At 70.5% G+C, this 19,641-nt stretch carries 17 protein-coding genes; 11 read left to right on the forward strand and 6 right to left on the reverse strand.

The features are described 5' to 3' along the window. Positions 1-41 precede the first annotated feature (41 nt). Both NZH93_RS31020 and NZH93_RS31025 read left to right on the forward strand, forming a co-directional pair. Positions 42-1,001, forward strand: coding sequence for an NAD(P)/FAD-dependent oxidoreductase (locus NZH93_RS31020; RefSeq protein ID WP_259626799.1), 960 nt, complete (start codon positions 42-44; stop codon positions 999-1,001). Continuing rightward, positions 998-1,597 (forward strand): class I SAM-dependent methyltransferase, encoded by a 600-nt coding sequence (locus NZH93_RS31025; protein WP_259626800.1) that lies wholly within the window; start codon positions 998-1,000, stop codon positions 1,595-1,597. The genes NZH93_RS31020 and NZH93_RS31025 overlap by 4 nt, the downstream gene beginning before the upstream one ends. Before the next feature lie 160 nt (positions 1,598-1,757). Here NZH93_RS31025 and NZH93_RS31030 read toward each other — a convergent pair whose 3' ends face one another. Beyond that, positions 1,758-2,663 carry a LysR family transcriptional regulator gene (locus NZH93_RS31030; RefSeq protein ID WP_259626801.1) on the reverse strand — a complete coding sequence of 302 codons (906 nt, stop codon included), beginning with the start codon at positions 2,661-2,663 and terminating at the stop codon, positions 1,758-1,760. Between the two features lie 71 nt (positions 2,664-2,734). Here NZH93_RS31030 and NZH93_RS31035 point away from each other — a divergent pair, with 71 nt between their 5' ends. After that, on the forward strand, positions 2,735-3,634 hold the full coding sequence (locus tag NZH93_RS31035; RefSeq protein WP_259626802.1) for an SDR family NAD(P)-dependent oxidoreductase: 900 nt from the start codon (positions 2,735-2,737) through the stop codon (positions 3,632-3,634). 92 nt (positions 3,635-3,726) lie between these two features. Then, the gene (locus NZH93_RS31040; RefSeq protein ID WP_259626803.1) at positions 3,727-4,443 is read left to right on the forward strand and encodes a hypothetical protein; all 717 of its coding nucleotides are present in this window, start codon (positions 3,727-3,729) and stop codon (positions 4,441-4,443) included. Positions 4,444-4,988: 545 nt separating this feature from the next. On the opposite strand, the gene NZH93_RS31045 is transcribed toward NZH93_RS31040, so the two are convergent. Further along, a complete protein-coding gene (locus NZH93_RS31045; RefSeq protein WP_259626804.1) occupies positions 4,989-6,809 on the reverse strand; it encodes a bifunctional metallophosphatase/5'-nucleotidase in 1,821 nt (606 codons plus the stop codon). A gap of 234 nt (positions 6,810-7,043) precedes the next feature. Between NZH93_RS31045 and NZH93_RS31050 the strand changes: the two genes are divergently transcribed. Further along, positions 7,044-7,904, forward strand: coding sequence for a serine hydrolase (locus NZH93_RS31050; RefSeq protein WP_259626805.1), 861 nt, complete (start codon positions 7,044-7,046; stop codon positions 7,902-7,904). Here the strand turns inward: NZH93_RS31050 and NZH93_RS31055 are convergent. Then, positions 7,901-8,662 (reverse strand): SDR family oxidoreductase, encoded by a 762-nt coding sequence (locus NZH93_RS31055; RefSeq protein ID WP_259626806.1) that lies wholly within the window; start codon positions 8,660-8,662, stop codon positions 7,901-7,903. The genes NZH93_RS31050 and NZH93_RS31055 overlap by 4 nt on opposite strands. 101 nt (positions 8,663-8,763) lie before the next feature. Between NZH93_RS31055 and NZH93_RS31060 the strand changes: the two genes are divergently transcribed. Continuing rightward, positions 8,764-9,603: a helix-turn-helix transcriptional regulator gene (locus NZH93_RS31060; RefSeq protein WP_259626807.1), complete on the forward strand. Its 840-nt coding sequence runs from the start codon at positions 8,764-8,766 to the stop codon at positions 9,601-9,603. Here NZH93_RS31060 and NZH93_RS31065 read toward each other — a convergent pair. Then, positions 9,588-9,995, reverse strand: a complete 408-nt coding sequence (locus tag NZH93_RS31065) for a hypothetical protein (RefSeq protein ID WP_259626808.1) — start codon at positions 9,993-9,995, stop codon at positions 9,588-9,590. The two genes, NZH93_RS31060 and NZH93_RS31065, sit on opposite strands and share 16 nt — an antisense overlap. Continuing rightward, complete coding sequence (locus tag NZH93_RS50110) at positions 9,973-10,626, reverse strand: hypothetical protein (RefSeq protein ID WP_276024395.1); 654 nt, start codon at positions 10,624-10,626, stop codon at positions 9,973-9,975. Before NZH93_RS50110 ends, NZH93_RS31065 begins: the two co-directional genes overlap by 23 nt. A gap of 181 nt (positions 10,627-10,807) precedes the next feature. Between NZH93_RS50110 and NZH93_RS31075 the strand changes: the two genes are divergently transcribed. The 5 genes from NZH93_RS31075 to NZH93_RS31095 all read left to right on the forward strand — a co-directional run bounded on the left by NZH93_RS31075 (position 10,808) and on the right by NZH93_RS31095 (position 18,039). Continuing rightward, the gene (locus tag NZH93_RS31075; protein ID WP_259626809.1) at positions 10,808-11,548 is read left to right on the forward strand and encodes a response regulator transcription factor; all 741 of its coding nucleotides are present in this window, start codon (positions 10,808-10,810) and stop codon (positions 11,546-11,548) included. Beyond that, positions 11,526-13,007 (forward strand): sensor histidine kinase, encoded by a 1,482-nt coding sequence (locus tag NZH93_RS31080; protein WP_259626810.1) that lies wholly within the window; start codon positions 11,526-11,528, stop codon positions 13,005-13,007. The genes NZH93_RS31075 and NZH93_RS31080 overlap by 23 nt, the downstream gene beginning before the upstream one ends. Positions 13,008-13,082: 75 nt before the next feature. Next, a complete protein-coding gene (locus NZH93_RS31085; protein WP_259626811.1) occupies positions 13,083-14,915 on the forward strand; it encodes a glycosyltransferase family 39 protein in 1,833 nt (610 codons plus the stop codon). A gap of 38 nt (positions 14,916-14,953) precedes the next feature. Continuing rightward, positions 14,954-16,207: a bifunctional glycosyltransferase family 2/GtrA family protein gene (locus tag NZH93_RS31090; protein WP_259626812.1), complete on the forward strand. Its 1,254-nt coding sequence runs from the start codon at positions 14,954-14,956 to the stop codon at positions 16,205-16,207. After that, on the forward strand, positions 16,204-18,039 hold the full coding sequence (locus NZH93_RS31095; protein WP_259626813.1) for an ArnT family glycosyltransferase: 1,836 nt from the start codon (positions 16,204-16,206) through the stop codon (positions 18,037-18,039). Before NZH93_RS31090 ends, NZH93_RS31095 begins: the two co-directional genes overlap by 4 nt. A 94-nt stretch (positions 18,040-18,133) precedes the next feature. Here the strand turns inward: NZH93_RS31095 and NZH93_RS31100 are convergent, their stop codons facing one another. Next, entirely contained in the window at positions 18,134-19,501 is a 1,368-nt protein-coding gene (locus tag NZH93_RS31100; RefSeq protein WP_259626814.1) for a hypothetical protein, read from the reverse strand. Positions 19,502-19,641 lie beyond the last annotated feature (140 nt).

Genomic DNA, 19,641 nt, shown 5'->3' on the forward strand with positions numbered 1-19,641 from the left:
TTACTTTGCGATATTTCTCCGCTCCGGGGACAGTCGGGACCATGAGCGAGAACGTGGTCGACGTAGTGGTGATCGGTGGTGGGGCGGCGGGCCTGAGCGCCGCCGTGGTGTTGGGGCGCGCGCGGCGCGAGGTGGTCGTGGTGGACGCGGGCTCGCCCCGCAACGCGCCCGCCGAAGGCGTGCACGGGTTCCTCACGCGGGACGGCATCAGTCCCGGCGAACTCGTGGCGATCGGGCGGGCCGAGGCGGAGAAGTACGGCGCGCGGATCGTGGACGGCGTGGTGACGGGCGTGTCGAACGGCGACGGCGGGTTCGTCGTCGACCTGGCGGACGGCGGAACGCTGCGGTCGCGGCGCGTGCTGGTCGCGACCGGCCTGGTGGACGAACTGCCCGACGTGGCGGGTCTGGCCGAGCGCTGGGGCCGCGACGTGATCCACTGCCCGTACTGCCACGGCTGGGAGGTGCGGGACCGGCCCATCGGCATCCTCGCGACCGGGCCGATGGCGACGCACAGCGCCCTGCTGTTCCGGCAGCTCAGCGACGACGTCGTGGTGTTCCGGCACACCGCGCCCGCCCTGTCCGACGAGCAGGCCGAGCAGTTGGCCGCGCGCGGGATCACCGTGGTGGAGGGCGAGGTCGTGGCGGTGGAGGTCGAGGACGACCGGCTCACCGGCGTGCGGCTGGCGTCGGGTGAGGTCGTGGCGCGCGAGGCCGTCGTCGTCATGCCGCACGTAGCCGCCCGCGCGGACGTGCTGGCAGCGCTGGGGGTGAAGGCGACCGACTGGGAGATGGCCGGTCAGGTCTTGGGCAGCCACGTCACGGCGGACGCCGGTGGCGCGACGGAGGTCCCCGGCGTGTGGGTCGCGGGCAACGTGACCGACCCGCGCGCGCAGGTCGTCACCTCCGCCGCCGCGGGCGTCATGGCCGGGGCGGGCGTGAACGCCGACCTGATCGCGGAGGAGACGGCCGCCGCCGTGGCCGCGCTGCGGGCGGCGCGATGAGCGAGGAGTTCTGGGACGCCCACTACCGGGCCCGCGCGGGGGTGTGGTTGGGGCGCGCCAACGCGGTGCTGGTCGACGTGGTCGCGTCGCTGCCGCCGGGGACGGCGCTGGACCTCGGCTGCGCCGAGGGCGCCGACGCCGTCTGGCTGGCCGCTCGGGGCTGGCGGGTCACCGCCGCCGACGTCTCCCCCACCGCGCTGGCACGTGCCGCGGCACACGCGGTGGACGCGGGCGTCGAGGTCGACCTGCAACACCACGACCTGGCACGAACCTTCCCCGAGGGCACGTTCGACCTGGTGTCCGCGCAGTACCTCCAGTCACCGCTGGACTTCCCGCGCGCCGAGGTCCTGCGCAAGGCGGCGAACGCCGTGACGCCGGGCGGTCTCCTGCTGGTCGTGGAGCACGGCTCCGTCGCCCCGTGGTCGTGGAACCAGGACGCCGAGTTCCCGACGCCGGAGGAGTCGCTGGCCGAGATCGGCCTGGACCGGACGGCGTGGCGGGTCGAGCGACTCGGTGCGCCGCAACGGGAAGCGATCGGCCCGAATAGACAGACGGCGACGGTGGCGGACATCGTGATCGCGCTCAGGCGGGTCTGACGGCGGTCGGCGGGTTCGTGGGTCCCGCTGGACCGAGCTGACGGCCCACCACCGCGTCGGCGAGCAAGTCCGCAGGCCCAGTCAGACAGGGCTGGTGGGGCATCGGCGAGCGCACCCGCATATCCAGCCCGGCCACCCGCGCGTCGGCGAGCGGATTTCGTCAGGCCGGGCCGACGGCTGACAGGGCGTTGGCGAGCAGGGTCGCGGGTTTTGTCAGTTTTCCCGGTAGCCAGGCCAGCAGGATGCGGCGCTGTTCGCTCGGACCGCCGCGCACCGTCACGACTCGCACGCCGGGCGGGACCACGGGCAGCAGGGACGGTGGCAGTGTGGTCAGGCCGCACCCGGCCGCCACCAGGTGCAGCTTGGCCAGCCAGTCGCGGGCGGTGTGGGCGATCTCCTGCCGCTCGTCCAGGCCCGGCCACACGCCCATCAGCTTGTCGTCGCCGGAGTGGCCCGCGATCCACCGCTGGCCGCGCAGGTCGGCGACGTCGACGGAGTCCTCCGCGGCCAGCGGGTGGGTCGCGGGGACGGCGAGGAGCAGGCCCCGTTCGGACAGGGTGCGCAGTTCCAGTGGTGGCGAGCCGGTGTCCGGCGGGCGGAACGGCGGCGCGGACGCGACCACGACCAGGTCGAGCGTGCCCGCCCGCAGCGCGCGGACCAGCACGGGGGTGCTGCCCTCGCGGCTGGTCACGGTGATGCCGGGGTGGGTGCGGCGCAGCGCGGCGACGGCCGCGGGCACCAGCGCCCCGCCCGCGCTGGCGAACCAGCCGAGCCGCACGGCCCCCGCGTCGGCGGGCAGGCCCGCGAGTTCCCGGCCCGCCGCGTCGATCTGCTCCAGCACGACCGCCGCCCGCCGCAGCAGGACGTGCCCGGCGGCGGTCAGCCGGACGCCGTCACGGCGGCGCTCCAGCAGTGGCCCACCCGCCGCGCGTTCGAGCGACGCGATCTGGCGGGACACGGCCGACTGCGTGTAGCCGAGCGAGGCGGCGGCCGACGTGAGCGTGCCCCGCTCGGCGACCTCCTGGAACACCCGCAGCGCGACCAGCGAGACGTCGGTGAAGTCCATGACGTCCACGCATACCAGACATGACCAACTCTCGTTGGACGCATGGGTTCGCCGCTCCTAGCGTGGATCCCATGAGAACCGCACTGGTGACCGGCGCGAACCAGAACATCGGGTTCGCGCTCGTCGAAGAACTCGCCGCCCGCTGGGAACCCGCCGACCTGGTCCTGCTCACCGGTCGAGATCCGGACCGGGTCGCGGACGCCGCGGCACGAGCCGCCCGCAACCCCGCCACGCGCGGCCGGGTCGAGGGCCGAGTGCTGGACGTGACCGACTCCGAGGCCGTGGCGAAGCTCGCCGCGGAGTTCACCGACGGTATCGACGTGGTCGTGTCCAACGCGGTCACCCGGATCACGCCGGACCGGCACGCGGAGCAGACCGACGAGTTCATCGCCGTCGCCAACGGCGGCGCGCACGCCGTGCTGCGCTCCTTCGGCCCGGTCCTGCGCCCCGGTGGGCGGCTGGTCATCGTGGCCAGTTCGCTCGGCACGCTCGACCACCTGCCCGCCCCGCTGCACCACCTGTTCGACGAGGTGTCGCTGGACGAGGTGGAGGCGGCCGTCGAGTCGTGGCGGGCCGCCGTCCACGACGGCACCGCCGCCCGGCAGGGCTGGCCGGAGTGGGTCAACCTGCCGTCGAAGGTCGCGCAGGTCGCCGCCGTGCGCGCCGTCGCGACCGAACGCCGTGCCCGCGACCTGACCAACGGCACCCTGATCGCCGCGGTCTGCCCCGGCCTGGTCGACACCCCCACGTCCCGCCCCTGGTTCGACGACTTCAGCCACGCCCTCACCAGCGCCGAAGCCGCCCGGCGCGTGCTCGACTTCGTGCTGGCGGATCCGGTCGACCCGGCGCTGTACGGCGAACTCGTCCGCTTCGGGCGCGCACTGCCCTGGAGGGGAAAGGGCTTGCGGACGCCCTCCACCGACCCCGGTCCGCATTCCTGCGGAGGACGGAATTCCCGCTCGCCCGGATGAGCGAAGATCCGCGAAAATTCGGAGTAGCGAAGCGGATCCGGTGTCACCATCGGCGCACGGTCGGGAGTCGTCCACCTGGTCTGGAGGCCGCGTTGAACCCAGCGAGAACGCCGAACCCACCGCACGCGTCCGGCACACGCGACAACCGGTTCGACGGCACCCTGTTCGCGGTGCTGTTCCAGGCGAACGTGGTCGAGGGCGACGTGCCGGTGACGCCTTCCCCGGCGCTGGACCAAATCCTCACGTTCGTGACCGACCTGGACGCCTGCCTGGAACACATCGGCGACCTGGAAGCCGTGCTGCGGTTCATCCCCGACGGGCTCTTCCCGATCATCGAGGTCATGGCGGACACGTCCAGCACGCGCTTCATCCTGGAACACGACCTGTCCGGCCCGCCCCTGTTCCAGGAGTCACTCGCGTTCCTGCTGAAGGTCGCCTGGCAACGCGGCTACCTCATGCAGAAGTTCCACACGCTGAACCGCATCCCCCACCCATCCGGCCCGGTCGACCCGGTGGCCGTGATGGACAAGATCATCGGCCTGGGCGGCTCCGACCTGTCGACGGAGATCGAGGTGGTCTTGCAGAAGGCCGTGTCGCTCTGCACGGACGAGAAACAGCTCACGCGCTGCTTGAACGCCATCCAAGGGCTGGCTCCGATCGTTCAGCCGGTCATGCGGGAATGGGGAGCGGTCACGCGCTCCGCGTACGGGTGGGGACTGCTCGTGGCGAAGACCGAACACGCCCTGCGCCAAGACGCACACGGGGCACCTGCGGAACACGACCGCGCAGGGGGAACTCCGGTGTCGTAGGACCTCCTTGTGGGGGCACGCTTGGGCGGTGGGGTGGCTGGGACGCGACCGGGGTCGGGGCGGGAAGGATGGAGCGGCCGGGGTCGGGGCGGGGTCGCCGGGACGCGATCGGGGTCGGGGCAGGACGGATAGAGCGGCCGAAGTCTTTTAGCGGTCAGGCTGTCGGAACAGCCGGAAGCACCAGGACAACCGGGGTCGCCTGGGTCCTCAGGACAGCCAGAGTCGCCAAAGGAACCCGAGTCGCCGAGAGCGCTGATCCCAATCCGCGCGGGTGCAGGACTCATCGTGGCCGGACACCGGGTCCGCCACAGCGAGGCCGAAGCCGACCGCCACCATGACCGCCGCGGTGCTGTGCCGGTTGCCGGGACCCTGCTACCGCCCGGCAACGGCCCCGTGCCGGACCATCGCCAACCCGGCGTCGAACCAACGCCAACCTCGCCGGTCCAACGTCAGCCCGGCGCCGGCCGGGTGGGGTCAGGTGGGCACCTGGCACCTCCAAAGTCGGACGCCGGGCCGCGTTGGTGACGTGGTGGTGTGGTTGGGGGTTATGGCTGGATGGTCACTGGGGTGCCGTTGGCGGTTAGGCGCCAGTCGACCTTGGCGAAGACTGCTGGGTCGATTTCGCCTGTTTCCTTCACCCAGTCGATCATGAGTTGGCGGATTTCCTGCTGCTGGTTGAGCAGCACGGGTGCGGTGGAGATGTGGGGGAAGCCGCCGCCGCCCGACTGGCGGTAGTTGTTGACGGCCACGGCGAATTCCTGGGTCGGGGTGATTGCCGTGCCCGCGTAGGCGAGGGTGGTGATGCGGTTGCCCACGGGCTTGGTGATGTCGATGTCGTAGGTGAGCGGGGCGTCCAGGCCCGCGGCGATGTCGTAGTTGTAGTCGGGGGTGCCGTTCGGGGCCGTCGAGGTCGGGGCGTTGGTGATCGAGTCGGCCGGGAACGGGCCCGCTGAGGTGACCTGCTTGAAGTACCTGGCGCAGAACTCCAGGTAGTCCTTGAGCTGGGCGCCGGTCAGGCGGACCGCCAGCAGGGTGTTGTCGAAGATGTACAGGCCCGCCACGTCGCGCACCGAGACGTCGCCCGCCGGGATGGCCGCGGCGCGGTTGAACGGGGCCGCCAGCGCCAAAATCGGCAGGGTGTTGGCGGGCAGTGCCTTCTTGACCTCGACGGCCTGGACGTAGTTGATGAAGTCGAGCGCCGCGACGTCCTCGTACCGCGCGGTGGCGGCGGACATCGCCTGCTTGTTCGTGCCCACCTTCGAGTTCACGTAGGTGACGACCTTGGCGTGGTCCTCGGTCAGCAGGCGGACGATCTTCGGGTCCTCGGGGACGGTGTTGGAGTTCAGCACCTGCGAGCGGGACGCCTTCAGCGTCCAGCCGCCGCGGGGGGCCCAGGACAGGTCGAAGTCCATCAGGCTCAGGCGCTTGCCCCAGAACAGCGGCTCGGTGATGAGGACCTGCTTGCCGGTGCTCTTGTTCGCCACCAGGCGCTGCGGGATCTCGACGTGGGCGTGCCCGACGAGGATCGCGTCGATGCCCGGCACCTGCTCGGCCACCAGGGTCGCCGCGTTCTCCGGGTACGGCAGGGCGTCGCCGTACGACGAGGACGTGTCCGCGCCCGAGTGAGCCGACACGATCACCAGGTCGACACCGGCGCGGCGCATCCTCGGCACCCACACCGCCGCCTGCTCCACCAGGCCGGGGAACGTCATCTTCCCCTCGACGTTCGCCTTGTCCCAGATCGCGATGCCAGGGTTGGTCAGCCCGAGGATGCCCACCCGCAGCGGGGCCGTGCCGGTGCGCCACACCGTCTTCACCACGTACGGCTTGAACGCGGGCTGCCCGGTGCGCGAGTCGATCGCGTTCGCGCCGAGCAGCGGGAACCGCAACTGCCGCTCGAACGTCCGCAGCAGCGGGATGCCGTAGTTGAACTCGTGGTTGCCCAGCGCCGCGGCGTCGTAGCCGATCGCGTTCATCGCGGCGGCCATCGGGTGCACGCGGCGGCGGGTGATCGGCTCGACCTTGGCGTAGTAGTACGCCAGCGGGGTGCCCTGGATCGTGTCGCCCGCGTCCAGCAGCAGCGTGCGGTGCTCGCCGCGCTCCTGGCGGACCGCCGTCACCAGCGAAGACACCTTCGCCAGGCCGATGTCGTTGTGGCCGGAGTCGTCGAACTCCTTGTTCGCGAAGTAGTCCCAGTTGAACACGTTGCCGTGCAGGTCGGTGGTGCCCATGACGGTCAGGGTGAACGCCCTGTCCACGCCACGCGTCTCCGCTTGGGCGGCGGCCGGGCGGAAGCCCGCGGCGGCGAGGACGCCCGCGGCGGTGCCCGCGAGCACGGCGCGACGCCGAACTGGATTCTCGGTCATCGGGGCACCGTACGTCTTGACCGTTGACCGCAGTACCTACGTTCGACCTGGGGTTTCGAATTCGCATGGGTCCAGTAGAGCGGGGAGCACCGACAAAAACCGGCCTCCACCCGGTCGCTGAACCGGGTGATTCGCGGGCACTCGAGCCGTCGCTCGCAGTGACGAATGGGACGACTGGGACGTTGCCCCGCCAGGACCTCGGCGGACGGGCCGGGTGCGGCTAGCCTGCCGCCCATGCCCCGACGCTCCCTGCCGGTCCTGCTCGCGGCCGTGCTCGCGCTCTCGGCGTGCGGCTCCGCCCGACCCGAGGCCGCGACCGGCGTCTCGGCCGCCAAGGCCGGGGCGGACTGCCCCGACACCGGGTTCGACTGCGACTTCCAGGACCGGTTCGCGAAGGTCGAGGAGTACGTGAAGACCCGGCCGGGCACGGTCGGCATCGTGGTGCGCGACCGGCAGACCGGCGCGGTGTGGCACAACGACCACTCCGCCGACCTGGTGTGGACCGCGTCCACGATCAAGCTGGCGATGGTCGTGGACCTGTTCCGCCGCGACCGCGAGGGCGACATCGCGCTGACCGACGACGACCAGGCGCTCGTCAAGGCCATGCTGCACAGCTCGGACGACGCCGCCGCGGACGAGCTGTGGCGGCTCTACTCCGGCGACGACCACCGGGCGTTCAACGACTCGTTCGCCTCCTACGGCCTCACGTCGCTGGCGCCGCAGGAGGGCTACTCCTCCACGTTCCCGTACTGGGGCTTCCAGAAGTGCACCACCGAGGACCTCGACCGGCTGATGAGCCACGTGCTGACCGCCGTGCCCGCCGAGGACCGCGCCCTGCTGGTGCGGGAGATGCGCGCGGTCGGTCCCGAGCAGCAGTGGGGCGTCTGGGGTGCCGGTCCCGCCGCGCGGCCCGGCAACAAGGACGGCTGGTCCGAAGAGGACTCGGGCTGGGTGATGAACAGCGTCGGCTTCGTCGGCCCCGACGAGCGGTTCACCCTGGCGGTGATGAACGACCTGCACCGCCAGGGTGGCTACCAGGAGGGCCGCGACACCGACACCGAGGTCGCGGAACTGCTGTTCGGCGGCCGCTTCTAGACCTGCCGGGTGGGCATGACGACGATCTGCCGCAGGTTCACGTGCCGCGCGCGGCTCGCCGCGTAGGCGACCACGTCGGCCAGTTCCTCGGACGACAGCAGGCCCACGGTGTCGATCCACGACGCCAGTCCCTCGGCTTGGACGTCGTCCAGGTGGGTACGCAGTTCGGACCGGACGACGCCGGGCTCGATGTTGGTCACCCGCACGTCCGCGGGCCCGAACTCGGCCCGCAGGTTCGCGGACAGGTGCGTAATGGCGGCCTTGGTGGCGCAGTAGACCGCGTAGTCCGGGAACAACTGGTGCGCGGCGACGGACGAGATGTCCACCAGGTCCGCGGTACCGCCGTCGGCCGCGGCGCCCAGCAGGTCCGGGGTGAACTCGCCGATCACGCGCAGCGCGCCGGTGACGTTGAGGTCGATCATCCGGGCCCAGTGGTCGACGCGGACGTCGGCCATCGGCGCCGCGAGCATCACGCCGGCGTTGTTCACCACCAGGTCGACCCGGCCGAACGCCTCGCGCACAGCGGCTCCACCAGCGGCGACGGACTCCTCGGAGGTCACGTCGACCTCAACGGCGAGCGCGCGCCCACCGTCGGCGACGATCTTGGCGGCGACGTCGGAGAGCTTGTCGGCGCGCCGGGCGAACAGGGCGACCTTCGCGCCGCTCGCGGCCAGGGCTCGGGCGGTCGCCTCGCCGATGCCGCTGGAGGCCCCGGTGACGACGGCGGTGCGGTCGGTGAGGGTGTCGTAGTTGGTCATGGGACCGAAACTGGCAGCGCGGACGGCCCCGAGGGAGGCCCGCTCAAGGGTGGTAACCGGAGAACCACCCATCGACCGGGTCGAAGGTGCAGACTGTCCACATGAGTCGCGAACTCGGGGAGTTCCTCCGCTCCCGCCGCGCCCGCATCAAACCGACCGACGTAGGCCTGCCCGCCGGACTCCGCCGCCGCGTGCCGGGGCTGCGGCGCGACGAGGTCGCGAGCCTCGCCGGCGTGAGCGTCGAGTACTACGTGCGCTTGGAGCAGGGGCGCACGGCCGGTGTGTCCGACTCGGTGCTGGACGCCGTCGGCCGCGCGCTGCGCCTGTCGGCCGTCGAGCGCACGCACCTGGGGAACCTGGTGCGGCCCGCCGACGGGGACGCCGGTCCGAACCGGGTGCCGCCGACCGTCCAGCGACTGCTGGACCTGATGGACACCGTGCCCGCCGCGGTGCTGGGCAAGCACCTGGACGTGCTCGCCTACAACCGGCTGGCGGACGCGGTGTGCGGGTTCTCCGCGCACCCCGCGGCCGAGCGGAACATGGCCCGGCAGACGTTCCTGAACCCCACCGCGCACCTGTTCTACCCGGAGTGGGACCGGGTGGCCGCCGAAACCGTCGCCTACCTGCGGCTGGAGGCCGGCCGGTGGCCGGACGACGCCGGGCTGGCGGCGCTGGTCGGCGAGCTGTCGATCAAGAACGAGGTGTTCCGGCGGCTCTGGGCGCGGCACGACGTGAAGGACAAGGTCTTCGGCCGCAAGGTGATGAACCACGACCTGGTGGGCGAGCTGGAGGTCGAGTGGCAGATGTTCGCGCTGCCCGGTGACGTCGGCCAGCACCTGCTGACCTACATCCCGGTGGCGGGCTCGGGGACGGCGGACAAGCTCGCCGTGCTGGCGAGCTGGACCGCTTCCACTCCGAGGTCCGCTCAGTTGACGAGCTGAGCGAGCCGGACGAACTCCGCGGCCTCGTGGACGACGTCACCGGGCCGTTCGTGCTGCTCGACGACGACCCGCACCGGGTCGCCGCGGCGGGACAGGGCCCGGCGGACGGCGACCGAGCCGATGCCGGGCGGGGTGCGCAGGTACACGCGGTGGGCGCCGACGGCGTGCGCCACCGTCAGCAGGCCGTCGACGACGAGGTCGGGCGTCGCGGTGAGCACGGCGATCTGCACGGTGCTCACCGCGACGCACACGACCACCGGTCGGTCGACGGTCACGCTCGCGGCCAGTGAACGCCACAGCGGCGTCCTGGCCTCCAGGAGCACGGCTATCAGCCTGCCGAGTTCGGGCGCCGCGGCGGAGGCGCTCCGGTCAAGAGGTCGGCGGTTGACCACTGCCCTGGTCCTCACGGCGTGGCGGCACGCCCTGCGGCTGCCCGTCGAGCTGCTGGCCGTTGCGGACGAGCACGCGCTCGACGATCGACTTGGCGGTGGTCTTGCCGTCGGTGGTCTCGCCGATGACGGTGACCGTGTCGCCGTTCGCGATGCTGCTGAGGTCGCCCTTGGTCTGCTGGTTCGGGCCTCCCCCGCCGCCGACCACGGTGTTGCTGTCGATCGTGTAGGTCTTCGTGTAGCCGTCGGTGCTCTTGACCCCGATGGACGTGCTGGACACCTCGGTCACGGTGCCCACCTGGAACTCGCCGTGCAGGGCCGTGCCGAAGCCGGGGCCACCGCTCAGGCCGCCCATGCCGGGTCCGCCCATGCGGCCGTAGCCGCCGGGTCCGCCTCGGCCGCCGGGGCCCATCTCGGTCGCGCCGACGGCGCCGTTGGCCGCGTAGATGGCCGTGCCGCCCGCGGCGGCGATGCCCACGGCGATGGCGACGGCGGCGATGGTCTTGCGGCCGGACCACGAGACCTTGGAGCCCTGCGGTTGCTCGGCGCCCCAGGCGGGTTCCTGGGGCGGCACGGCCTGCGGTGGCACGGCCGAACCCGGCTGCTCCGCCGGCGCGTTCTGGTCGGTGCTCATCGTCTTTCCTCCTGCGGTCCTCCACCGGGCGTTCGCCCGCTGTGGAGACCACGGTCACTCCTCAGCCTGTGCGTGCGCTGTGCGTCGGATGGGCGACCGCTGTGGGCCTGCCGCTCCCGGTCACAGGTGGTACACAGGATTCGCACAGCAGCGGCCCAAGGCGGCGACCCACGATGAGGACATGCGCGCAGTGACGACCAGCAAGAAGCACGCCGAACTCCGCCGTCCGGACGGTCAGGCGGTGCGGGTGCTCGTGGTGGACGACGAGTCCACCTTGGCCGAGTTGATGTCGATGGCGCTGCGGATGGAGACGTGGGAGGTCCGCACCGCGCTGGACGGCGCCTCGGCCGTGCGCACCGCGCGGGAGTTCCGGCCGGACGCCGTCGTGCTGGACGTCATGCTGCCCGACTTCGACGGGCTGGAGGTGCTGCGGCGGCTGCGCGCCGAGCAGCCGAACCTGCCGGTGCTGTTCCTGACCGCGAAGGACGCCGTGGAGGACCGCATCGCCGGGCTCACGGCGGGCGGCGACGACTACGTGACGAAGCCGTTCAGCCTGGAGGAGGTCGTGCTGCGGCTGCGCGCGCTGATGCGCCGCACGGGCGTGACCGAGGCGACGGCGGGCGCGGAGCTGGTGGTCGGCGACCTGCGGTTGGACGAGGACACGCGCGAGGTGCACCGCGGCGGCCGGTCCGTCGAGCTGACGGCGACCGAGTTCGAGCTGCTGCGGTACCTGATGCGCAACCCGAAGCGGGTGCTGAGCAAGGCCCAGATCCTGGACCGGGTGTGGAGCTACGACTTCGGTGGTCAGGCGAACATCGTCGAGCTGTACATCTCCTACCTGCGCAAGAAGATCGACGTCGGCCACGAGCCGATGATCCACACGATGCGGGGCGCGGGCTATGTCCTCAAGCCGGCACCCTAGGTCCTGGTCGCTGCGGACGCGGATCATCGCGGAGCAGATGGCGCTGCTGACGGCGGTCTGCCTGATCATCGGCGTGGTGACGATGGTGGCGCTGCGGGACTTCCAGATCGGGAAGCTGGACGAGCAGTTGAAGTTCGCCTCGGACCGGGCGTCGGAGTTCCGCGGGGACCAGTCACCGCCCGGCGGGCTCCCGAGGTTCCCCAGCACGGTGATCAAGGACCGCAACCCGCTGCTGGGGCCCGGTCAGGCACCGGGGACGCTCACGGCGCTGATCCACGACAAGACGATCACCCAGGCGTTGAGGTTGACCCCCGACCGGGGTGACCAGGAGGTCCTGCCCGACGCGGCGCGCCCGCAGCTCATCGCCCTCGAACCCGGCGCCGCTCCGCAGTCGGTGACCTTGGAGGGGCTCGGCGAGTACCGGTTGGTCGTCACCACGACGCCGTCGCGGGACCTGCTGGTGACGGGGTTGCCGCTGGCGTCGGTGAACGCGACGGTACTGCAACTGGGGTTCGTGCTGGGCGGGGTGGCGCTGGCGGGGCTGCTCATCGCCGGGCTGGCCGGGGCTTTCATCGTGCGGCGGACGTTGACGCCGTTGCAGCGGGTGGCGGGGATCGCCACCAGGGTGTCTGAGCTGCCGCTGCACGAGGGTGAGGTGGCGCTCGCCGTTCGGGTGCCCGAGCAGGACGCCAACCCGCGGACCGAGGTGGGGCAGGTCGGCCTCGCGCTGAACCGGATGCTGGGGCACATCGGGGCCGCGTTGACGGCTCGGCACGCCACCGAGACCAGGGTTCGGCAGTTCGTGGCGGACGCCTCGCACGAGTTGCGGACGCCGTTGGCCGCGATCCGGGGGTACGCGGAGCTGACCAGGCGCAGCAAGGCCGAGGTGCCCGCGGAGATCGCGCACGCGATGAGCCGGGTGGAGTCCGAGGCCGATCGGATGACGGTGCTGGTGCAGGACCTCCTGCTGCTGGCCCGACTGGACGCCGGTCGACCGCTGGACGACGCCGAGGTGGACCTGACCCGGTTGGTGCTCGACGCCGTCGGTGACGCCCGGATCGCCGGGAACGGGCACAACTGGCAGTTGGAGCTGCCCGCCGAGCCCGTGACGGTCCGGGGTGACGGTGACCGGCTGCACCAGGTGCTGGCGAACCTGCTGTCCAACGCCCGCACGCACACGCCGCCGGGGACGACCGTGACCACCGGGCTGTCGGCGTCGCCCGGTCGCGGGGTGGAGCTGACCGTGACCGATGACGGGCCCGGCATCCCCGCGACGCTGCTGCCGGACGTCTTCGAGCGGTTCGCCCGCGGCGACGGGTCGCGCTCGCGGGCGGCCGGGAGCACCGGTCTGGGGTTGTCGATCGTGTCGGCCGTGGTCGAGGCGCACGGCGGGACCGTCGGGGTGGCCAGCGAGCCGGGGAAGACCCGGTTCACGGTTCGGCTGCCCGCGCGCCGGTAGGGCCGCGCGGCCCACACAGGTGGCGCACAGGCAAGGCACAAGTCGTGCTTAGCCGGGAGCACGAACCTCGGTCGCATGACGGTTGTCGACACGCACGCTCCAGCACCGGCCGCGACGCCCGCTCCTCCCCCGCCGGTGGCCGGGGACCCCCGCTGGGCTCGGCCCGCGCTGATCGGGTTGCTGGCCGCGACCGCGGTGCTCTACCTGTGGCAGCTCGGGGATTCCGAGTGGGCCAACGCGTACTACTCGGCCGCCGCCCAGGCCGGGGCGCAGAGCTGGGAGGCCTGGTTCTTCGGGTCCACCGACTGGGCCAACTCGATCACGGTTGACAAGACGCCTGCCGCGCTGTGGTTCATGGGGCTGTCGGCGCGGGTCTTCGGGGTCAACGCCTGGAGCATCCTGGTGCCGCAGGCGCTGATGGGCGTCGCCAGTGTCGGGCTCCTCCACGCCGCGGTGAAGCGGACATCCGGGGCGGCGGCCGGGCTGATCGCGGGCGCGGTGCTGGCGTTGACGCCCGTCGCGGTGCTGATGTTCCGGTTCAACAACCCGGACGCGCTGCTGGTGCTGCTGCTGGTGGCGGGCGCGTACTGCACGGTGCGGGCGACCGAGAAGGCGAGCGCCAGGTGGTTGGCACTCGCGGGCGCAGCCGTCGGGTTCGCCTTCCTGGCGAAGATGTTGCAGGCGTTCCTGGTGCTGCCCGCGTTCGGTTCGGCGTACCTGGTGTTCGCCCGCGCGACGCTGGGGCAGCGGATCGCGCACCTGGCCGCGGCCCTCGGGGCGATGGTGGTCGCGGGCGGCTGGTGGATCGCGGTCGTCGAACTGGTGCCCGCGGCCTCCCGACCGTTCATCGGCGGGTCGCAGACGAACAGCGTGCTCGAACTGACGTTGGGCTACAACGGTTTCGGCAGGCTCACCGGTGACGAGGTCGGCAGCGTCGGCGGCGGCGCGGGCGGCGGGTGGGGTACCACCGGGTGGTCCCGGCTGTTCGGCGGTGAGATGGGCTCCCAGATCGCCTGGCTGCTGCCCGCCGCCGTCGTGCTGCTCGTCGCGGGCTGGTGGGCCGGTGACCGCGCCTCCCGTGCGGGGCTGCTGGTGTGGGGCGGGTGGCTGCTGGTCACCGCCGCCGTCTTCAGCTACATGAACGGGATCATCCACGGCTACTACACCGTGGCGTTGGCGCCCGCCATCGGCGCGGTCATCGGGATCGGCGCCGCGGCCCTGTGGCGCAAGCGGGACGATCCGATGGCGCTCGCCGGGTTGTCCGGCGCGGTGGCACTGGCCGCGTTGCAGTCCTACCTCCTGCTGACCTCGTGGTCCAGCACGTTCGCCGTCGTCGTGCTGGTGCTCGGGTTCCTCGGTGCCGCGGGCTTCTTCTTCAGCCCCAAGCTGTTCGTGCCGGTCGCCCTCGTCGCCGCGCTGCTCGGGCCCGGCGCCTACTCGGTCGCGACAGCGGCCACGCCGCACTCGGGGGCCATCCCCTCCGCCGGTCCGGCGGGCACGGGCGGGTTCCGCGGCGGCGGTGGTGGCGGGATGGGCGGGGGCATGGGCGGCCTGCTGAGCGCTCCCACGCCCGGCGCCGAGCTGGTCTCCCTGCTGCGGAGCGGGTCCCAGACCTGGGCCGCCGCCGCGGTGGGGTCGAACAACGCCGCCGGTTACCAGTTGGGCAGCGGCAGGCCGGTCATGGCCGTCGGCGGCTTCAACGGCACCGATCCGGCTCCCACGCTCGTCGAGTTCCAGCAGCTCGTGGCGGACGGGCGGATCCACTACTTCCTCGGTGGCGCCGGGATGTCCGGGTCGACCGGGAGCGACGCGGCGCAGGAGATCGCCGCCTGGGTGCAGGAGAACTTCACCGAGTCCACAGTGGACGGCGTCGCCGTCTACGACCTCACAGTCGGCGCACAGCGATGACACACGAAGCACCCAGCCCCGCGCCCGAGGTTGGGCTCATGACACTCACGACGCTGCGGCCCGGTGCGACTCCCATCGCGACGAACACCAAGACCCCCGTCCTGGACGTGGTGGTACCGGTGTTCAACGAGGAGGCGGACCTCGGTCCCTGCGTGCGCAGGCTGCACGCCGAACTGGTCCGGACCTCGTCGTACCCCTTCCGGATCACCATCGCGAACAACGCCAGCACGGACGGGACCGCCGCGGTCGCCGAGGCGCTCGTGGACGAGCTGCCCGAGGTCGCCGTGGTGCACCTGGAGCAGAAGGGCCGCGGTCGGGCGCTGCACCAGGTCTGGCTCGCCTCCGACGCGCCGGTGCTGGCGTACATGGACGTCGACCTGTCGACCGACCTGGCCGCGCTGCCGCCGCTGATCGCGCCGCTCATCTCCGGGCACTCCGACATCGCGATCGGCAGCAGACTGGCCCGCGGCGCCCGTGTCGTGCGCGGCCCGAAGCGGGAGTTCATCTCGCGCTGCTACAATCTGCTGCTGCGCGGCACGCTGGCCACCCGGTTCTCCGACGCGCAGTGCGGGTTCAAGGCGATCCGCGCCGACGTCGCCCAGCGGCTGCTGCCGCACGTCGTGGACACCGGCTGGTTCTTCGACACCGAACTGCTGGTGCTGGGCGAACGCGCGGGCCTGCGGATCCACGAGGTCCCGGTGGACTGGGTGGACGACCCGGACAGCCGGGTCGACATCGTGTCCACGGCGATGGCGGACCTCAAGGGCGTCGCCCGGCTCGGGCGGGCGCTCGCGACCGGCAAGCTGCCGATCACCGAACTCCGCCAGCAGCTCGGCCGGGAACCGCTGGAGAGCCGAACCCCCGGCGTGCCAACGGGTCTGCTGCGCCAGCTCGTCCGGTTCGCGGCGATCGGCGTGACCAGCACGCTCGCCTACCTGCTGCTGTTCCTGATGCTGCGCGGCGGCCTCGGCGCCCAGGGCGCGAACCTGGTCGCGCTGCTGCTCACCGCCGTCGCGAACACCGCCGCGAACCGCCGCTTCACCTTCGGCGTGCGCGGTCGGCACGGCGCGGGCAGGCACCAGTTCGAGGGGCTGATCGTGTTCGGCCTCGGGCTGGCGCTGACCAGCGGGTCGCTCGCGCTGCTGCACAGCTCCACCGATCCCGGCCAGGTCGCCGAGGTCGCCGCCGTCGTCGGCGCCAACCTGATCGCCACCGTGTTGCGCTTCCTGCTGCTGCGCAACTGGGTGTTCCGCTCCCGTCCCACCCCCACTCCTCTGGAGAGCAACTCATGACCACGACGTTGGCGCCGAGCGCGACTACCGTCGCCCCTGCCGTTCCGGAACCCCGGCGCGATCCCCGGTGGGTCCGGCCCGCGTTCCTCGCGCTCCTCGCGGCTTCAGCGGTGCTGTTCCTGTGGAACCTGTCGGCGTCGGGCTTCGGCAACGGCTTCTACGCCGCCGCGACCCAGTCCGCCACGCAGAGCTGGAAGGCGTGGCTGTTCGGGTCGCTCGACTCCGGCAACGTGCTGACGGTGGACAAGCCGCCCGCGTTCCTGTGGGTCAGCGGGCTGTTCGCCCGGATCTTCGGGTTCTCTAGCTGGACGGTGCTGGCGCCGCAGGCGCTGGAGGGCGTCGCGGCCGTGGGGTTGCTGTACGCCACGGTGAAGCGCACGTCGGGGCCGGTGGCCGGGCTGTTCGCCGGTGCGGCGCTGGCGTTGACGCCGGTCGCCACGCTGATGTTCCGGTTCAACCTGCCGGACGCGCTGCTGGTGCTGCTGATGGTCGCCGCCGCGTACTGCACGGTCCGCTCGCTGGAGAAGGCGAGTCCTCGGTGGATCGCGCTCGCGGGTGTGGCGATCGGGTTCGCGTTCCTGACGAAGATGGGTCAGGCGCTGCTCGTGCTGCCCGCGCTGGGGCTCGTGTACCTCATCGCGGCTCCGACGGGGATCGGCAAGCGGCTGCTGCACCTGCTGGGCGCGGCCGTCGCGATGGTCGTGTCCGCGGGCTGGTTCATCGTGCTGGTCGAGCTGTGGCCCGCCGACTCGCGGCCGTACATCGGTGGTTCCACCAACGACAGCCTGTGGGAGTTGGCGGTCGGCTACAACGGTCTCGGTCGGCTGTTCGGCCAGGGCGGCGGTGGGGGCGGTGTCATGACCGGTGGCGGCGGGAACACCGGGTTCGGCGGCGCGTCGGGGATCGGCCGGATGTTCGGTGCGAGCTTCGGCAACGAGGTGTCATGGCTGCTGCCCGCCGCGCTGATCGGCCTGGTCGCCGGGTTGTGGTTCACCCGCCGCGCGCCGCGCACCAGCCGGACGCGGGCCGCGCTGGTCCTGTGGGGCGGCTGGATGGTCGTCACGGCGCTGGTGTTCAGCTTCATGAGCGGCATCATCCACCCGTACTACGCCGTCGCGCTGGCGCCGGGGATCGTCGGCACGGTCGCGATCTCCGGCCGTGAGCTGTGGCGCGGCCGGGCCCACGCGCCCGCGCGGATCGCGTTGGCGGCGATGGTCGCGGCGACCGGGTTCTGGAGCTTCGCGCTGCTGAACCGGGTGCCGGAGTGGCTGCCGTTCGTGCGGTGGACCATCGCGGTGGTGACGGTCGTCGTGGCCACGGTGATCGTCCTGGGTGTCACGCAGGCCAAGAAGGTCGTGCTGACCGGGGTGCTGGTGGCCGGTCTGCTCGGCACCGTCTCGTACTCGGTCGCCACGGCGGCGTCCTCGCACAACGGGTCAATCCCGGTGTCGGGCCCGGCGGGCTACGTCTCCGGCGGCATGGGCGGGGGCATGGGCGGTCCAGGCGAGGAGTCGACCGGGAGCGCGTTGACCGAGCTGCTGAAGAGCACGGACACGCTGTGGGCCGCGGCGACCGTCAGCTCGCAGAGCGCCGCGAGCCTGGAACTGGCCACCGGCAAGGCCGTGATCGGCATCGGCGGCTGGAGCGGATCCGACCCGGCGCCGACGCTCGCCGAGTTCCAGCAGTACGTCGCCGACGGGAAGATCGGGTACTACGTGCCCGGCGGCCGCATGGGTGGCGGCGGCGGGAGCGGTGAGATCGCCACTTGGGTGGAGGCCAACTTCACCGCGGTGGAGGTCGACGGGACGACCGTCTACGACCTGAGCGAGTAGCTCACCGGAGGAACGCGCGCGCGGCCACCGGGCCACGCGCGCGTTCTCACGTCCGGGGTCGGGTGGTGGAGGCGCGTTCGACCACCCGACCGTGTTAGGCGAACAACGCCGCGATCTTGCCAGCCGCATCGCCGAGCTGGGCGACATCGGGCAGAGACACGACCAGACCTTGCCAGAACGATTTGAGGCGGGCCTTTCGAGGCTCAGCCAGCTCTAATTCTTCCGTGAAAGCGTTCAAGTTCTCCACGGCTTCTTCATTTCCTGAACGTTCGACCAAATCGGCCACATCGCGCAAAGCTTTGCGTACGTCATCACCTCTGCTATCAATCGAATTAAGAGCATTAGACAGCGAAGATCGGTTGACGATAACAGCTCCGGTACCGATATTCTCGAATCGATCACCCATGACAACCTCCATGAAATTGTTCATCTGCACGATCAGTGGCGGCGAATTTTTGCGCTCATCGTAGCGAAGCCCTTCAGAAAGATCCTCGACATCTCGCCAGTCGATACGACCATTGAAGACCCTGCCCAGCGAAAAAGCCGCCCCTTCAAAGTGACCCGCCTGCTCGTCAAAGTCGGTGACTACTCGGCCATCATGAAGGTCCTCGACATATCTCTCCAGCCATTCGACACGGGTACCCAAAGTACCCCTGGAGCCCGCAACAAACTCAATATAAGCTGTAAAAAATTTAGGGTATCCATCATCTATCGACTTGCGAAATACCACCGCCCCGCTGGCAACCGGCAAACCGCCGATAATTTCCCTCGGAGTACGAGCCGGCAATATCTCCTCGACCAGGAGGTAGACCCTCGGAACTCCGACCGAAGTATCATACAGAGACATCATCGATTTCGGAAGAAACTTCAGCCTACCGATCAAGGTGCAGGGAAGCACGCCATAATCAGAAATATAGTTGATGTAGCGCTGATAAAGATCCATAGACACCCCGACCGGCACACCTTCATGTGCCGCCAGAGTGGAAGATGCCGACATGAACCACAGTCGACCCTGATCCGTCTCCTTGTCAGTCAGCCGAACACAACCCAATCCCCCGTATAACATTTTCGCTTTGCCATGCAGATCGTAAACACGACCATCTACCGGCAGATCCCGAAGATGCTCACCCTTCCGCACAGGACTCACGTGGAAGAGGTATCTTTGCGCCGCGACACGGGATCTTCTCGCCGATTCGGTATGAAACAGCCCCGGCGACCTGGGAAACCATTCGAAAAGATAGAATTCCTCAAGCGTGACCATGCTCCCGGATCGCAAACGCTCCGATCCGACGTCTTCCCAAAATTCCTCGTTCGCACTGAAACTCTTGTCGCGACCGCGAGCAGACTCGACCGGCGGCAGGATCAAGCTGCTTAACTCCAGTTGATCCTCAATCGCGGCTATTGCATCAATACGACTTGTATTCAGCCACAATTGCGATGATTCAACACCTTCCCTACGCATAATCCGCCTCCCGGAAGGGCTCGCAACACGAGATCATCACCTCAACACTACAAGGTCGCCGACCGCACGAACCTTCCTAAACCCCCACCGGAGATGTGGCCATCTTTTGGCCACGACTTGTCGAAGAGGAACGCGCGCGT

The organism is Umezawaea endophytica (genome assembly GCF_025061645.1).
GTDB lineage: Bacteria > Actinomycetota > Actinomycetes > Mycobacteriales > Pseudonocardiaceae > Umezawaea > Umezawaea endophytica.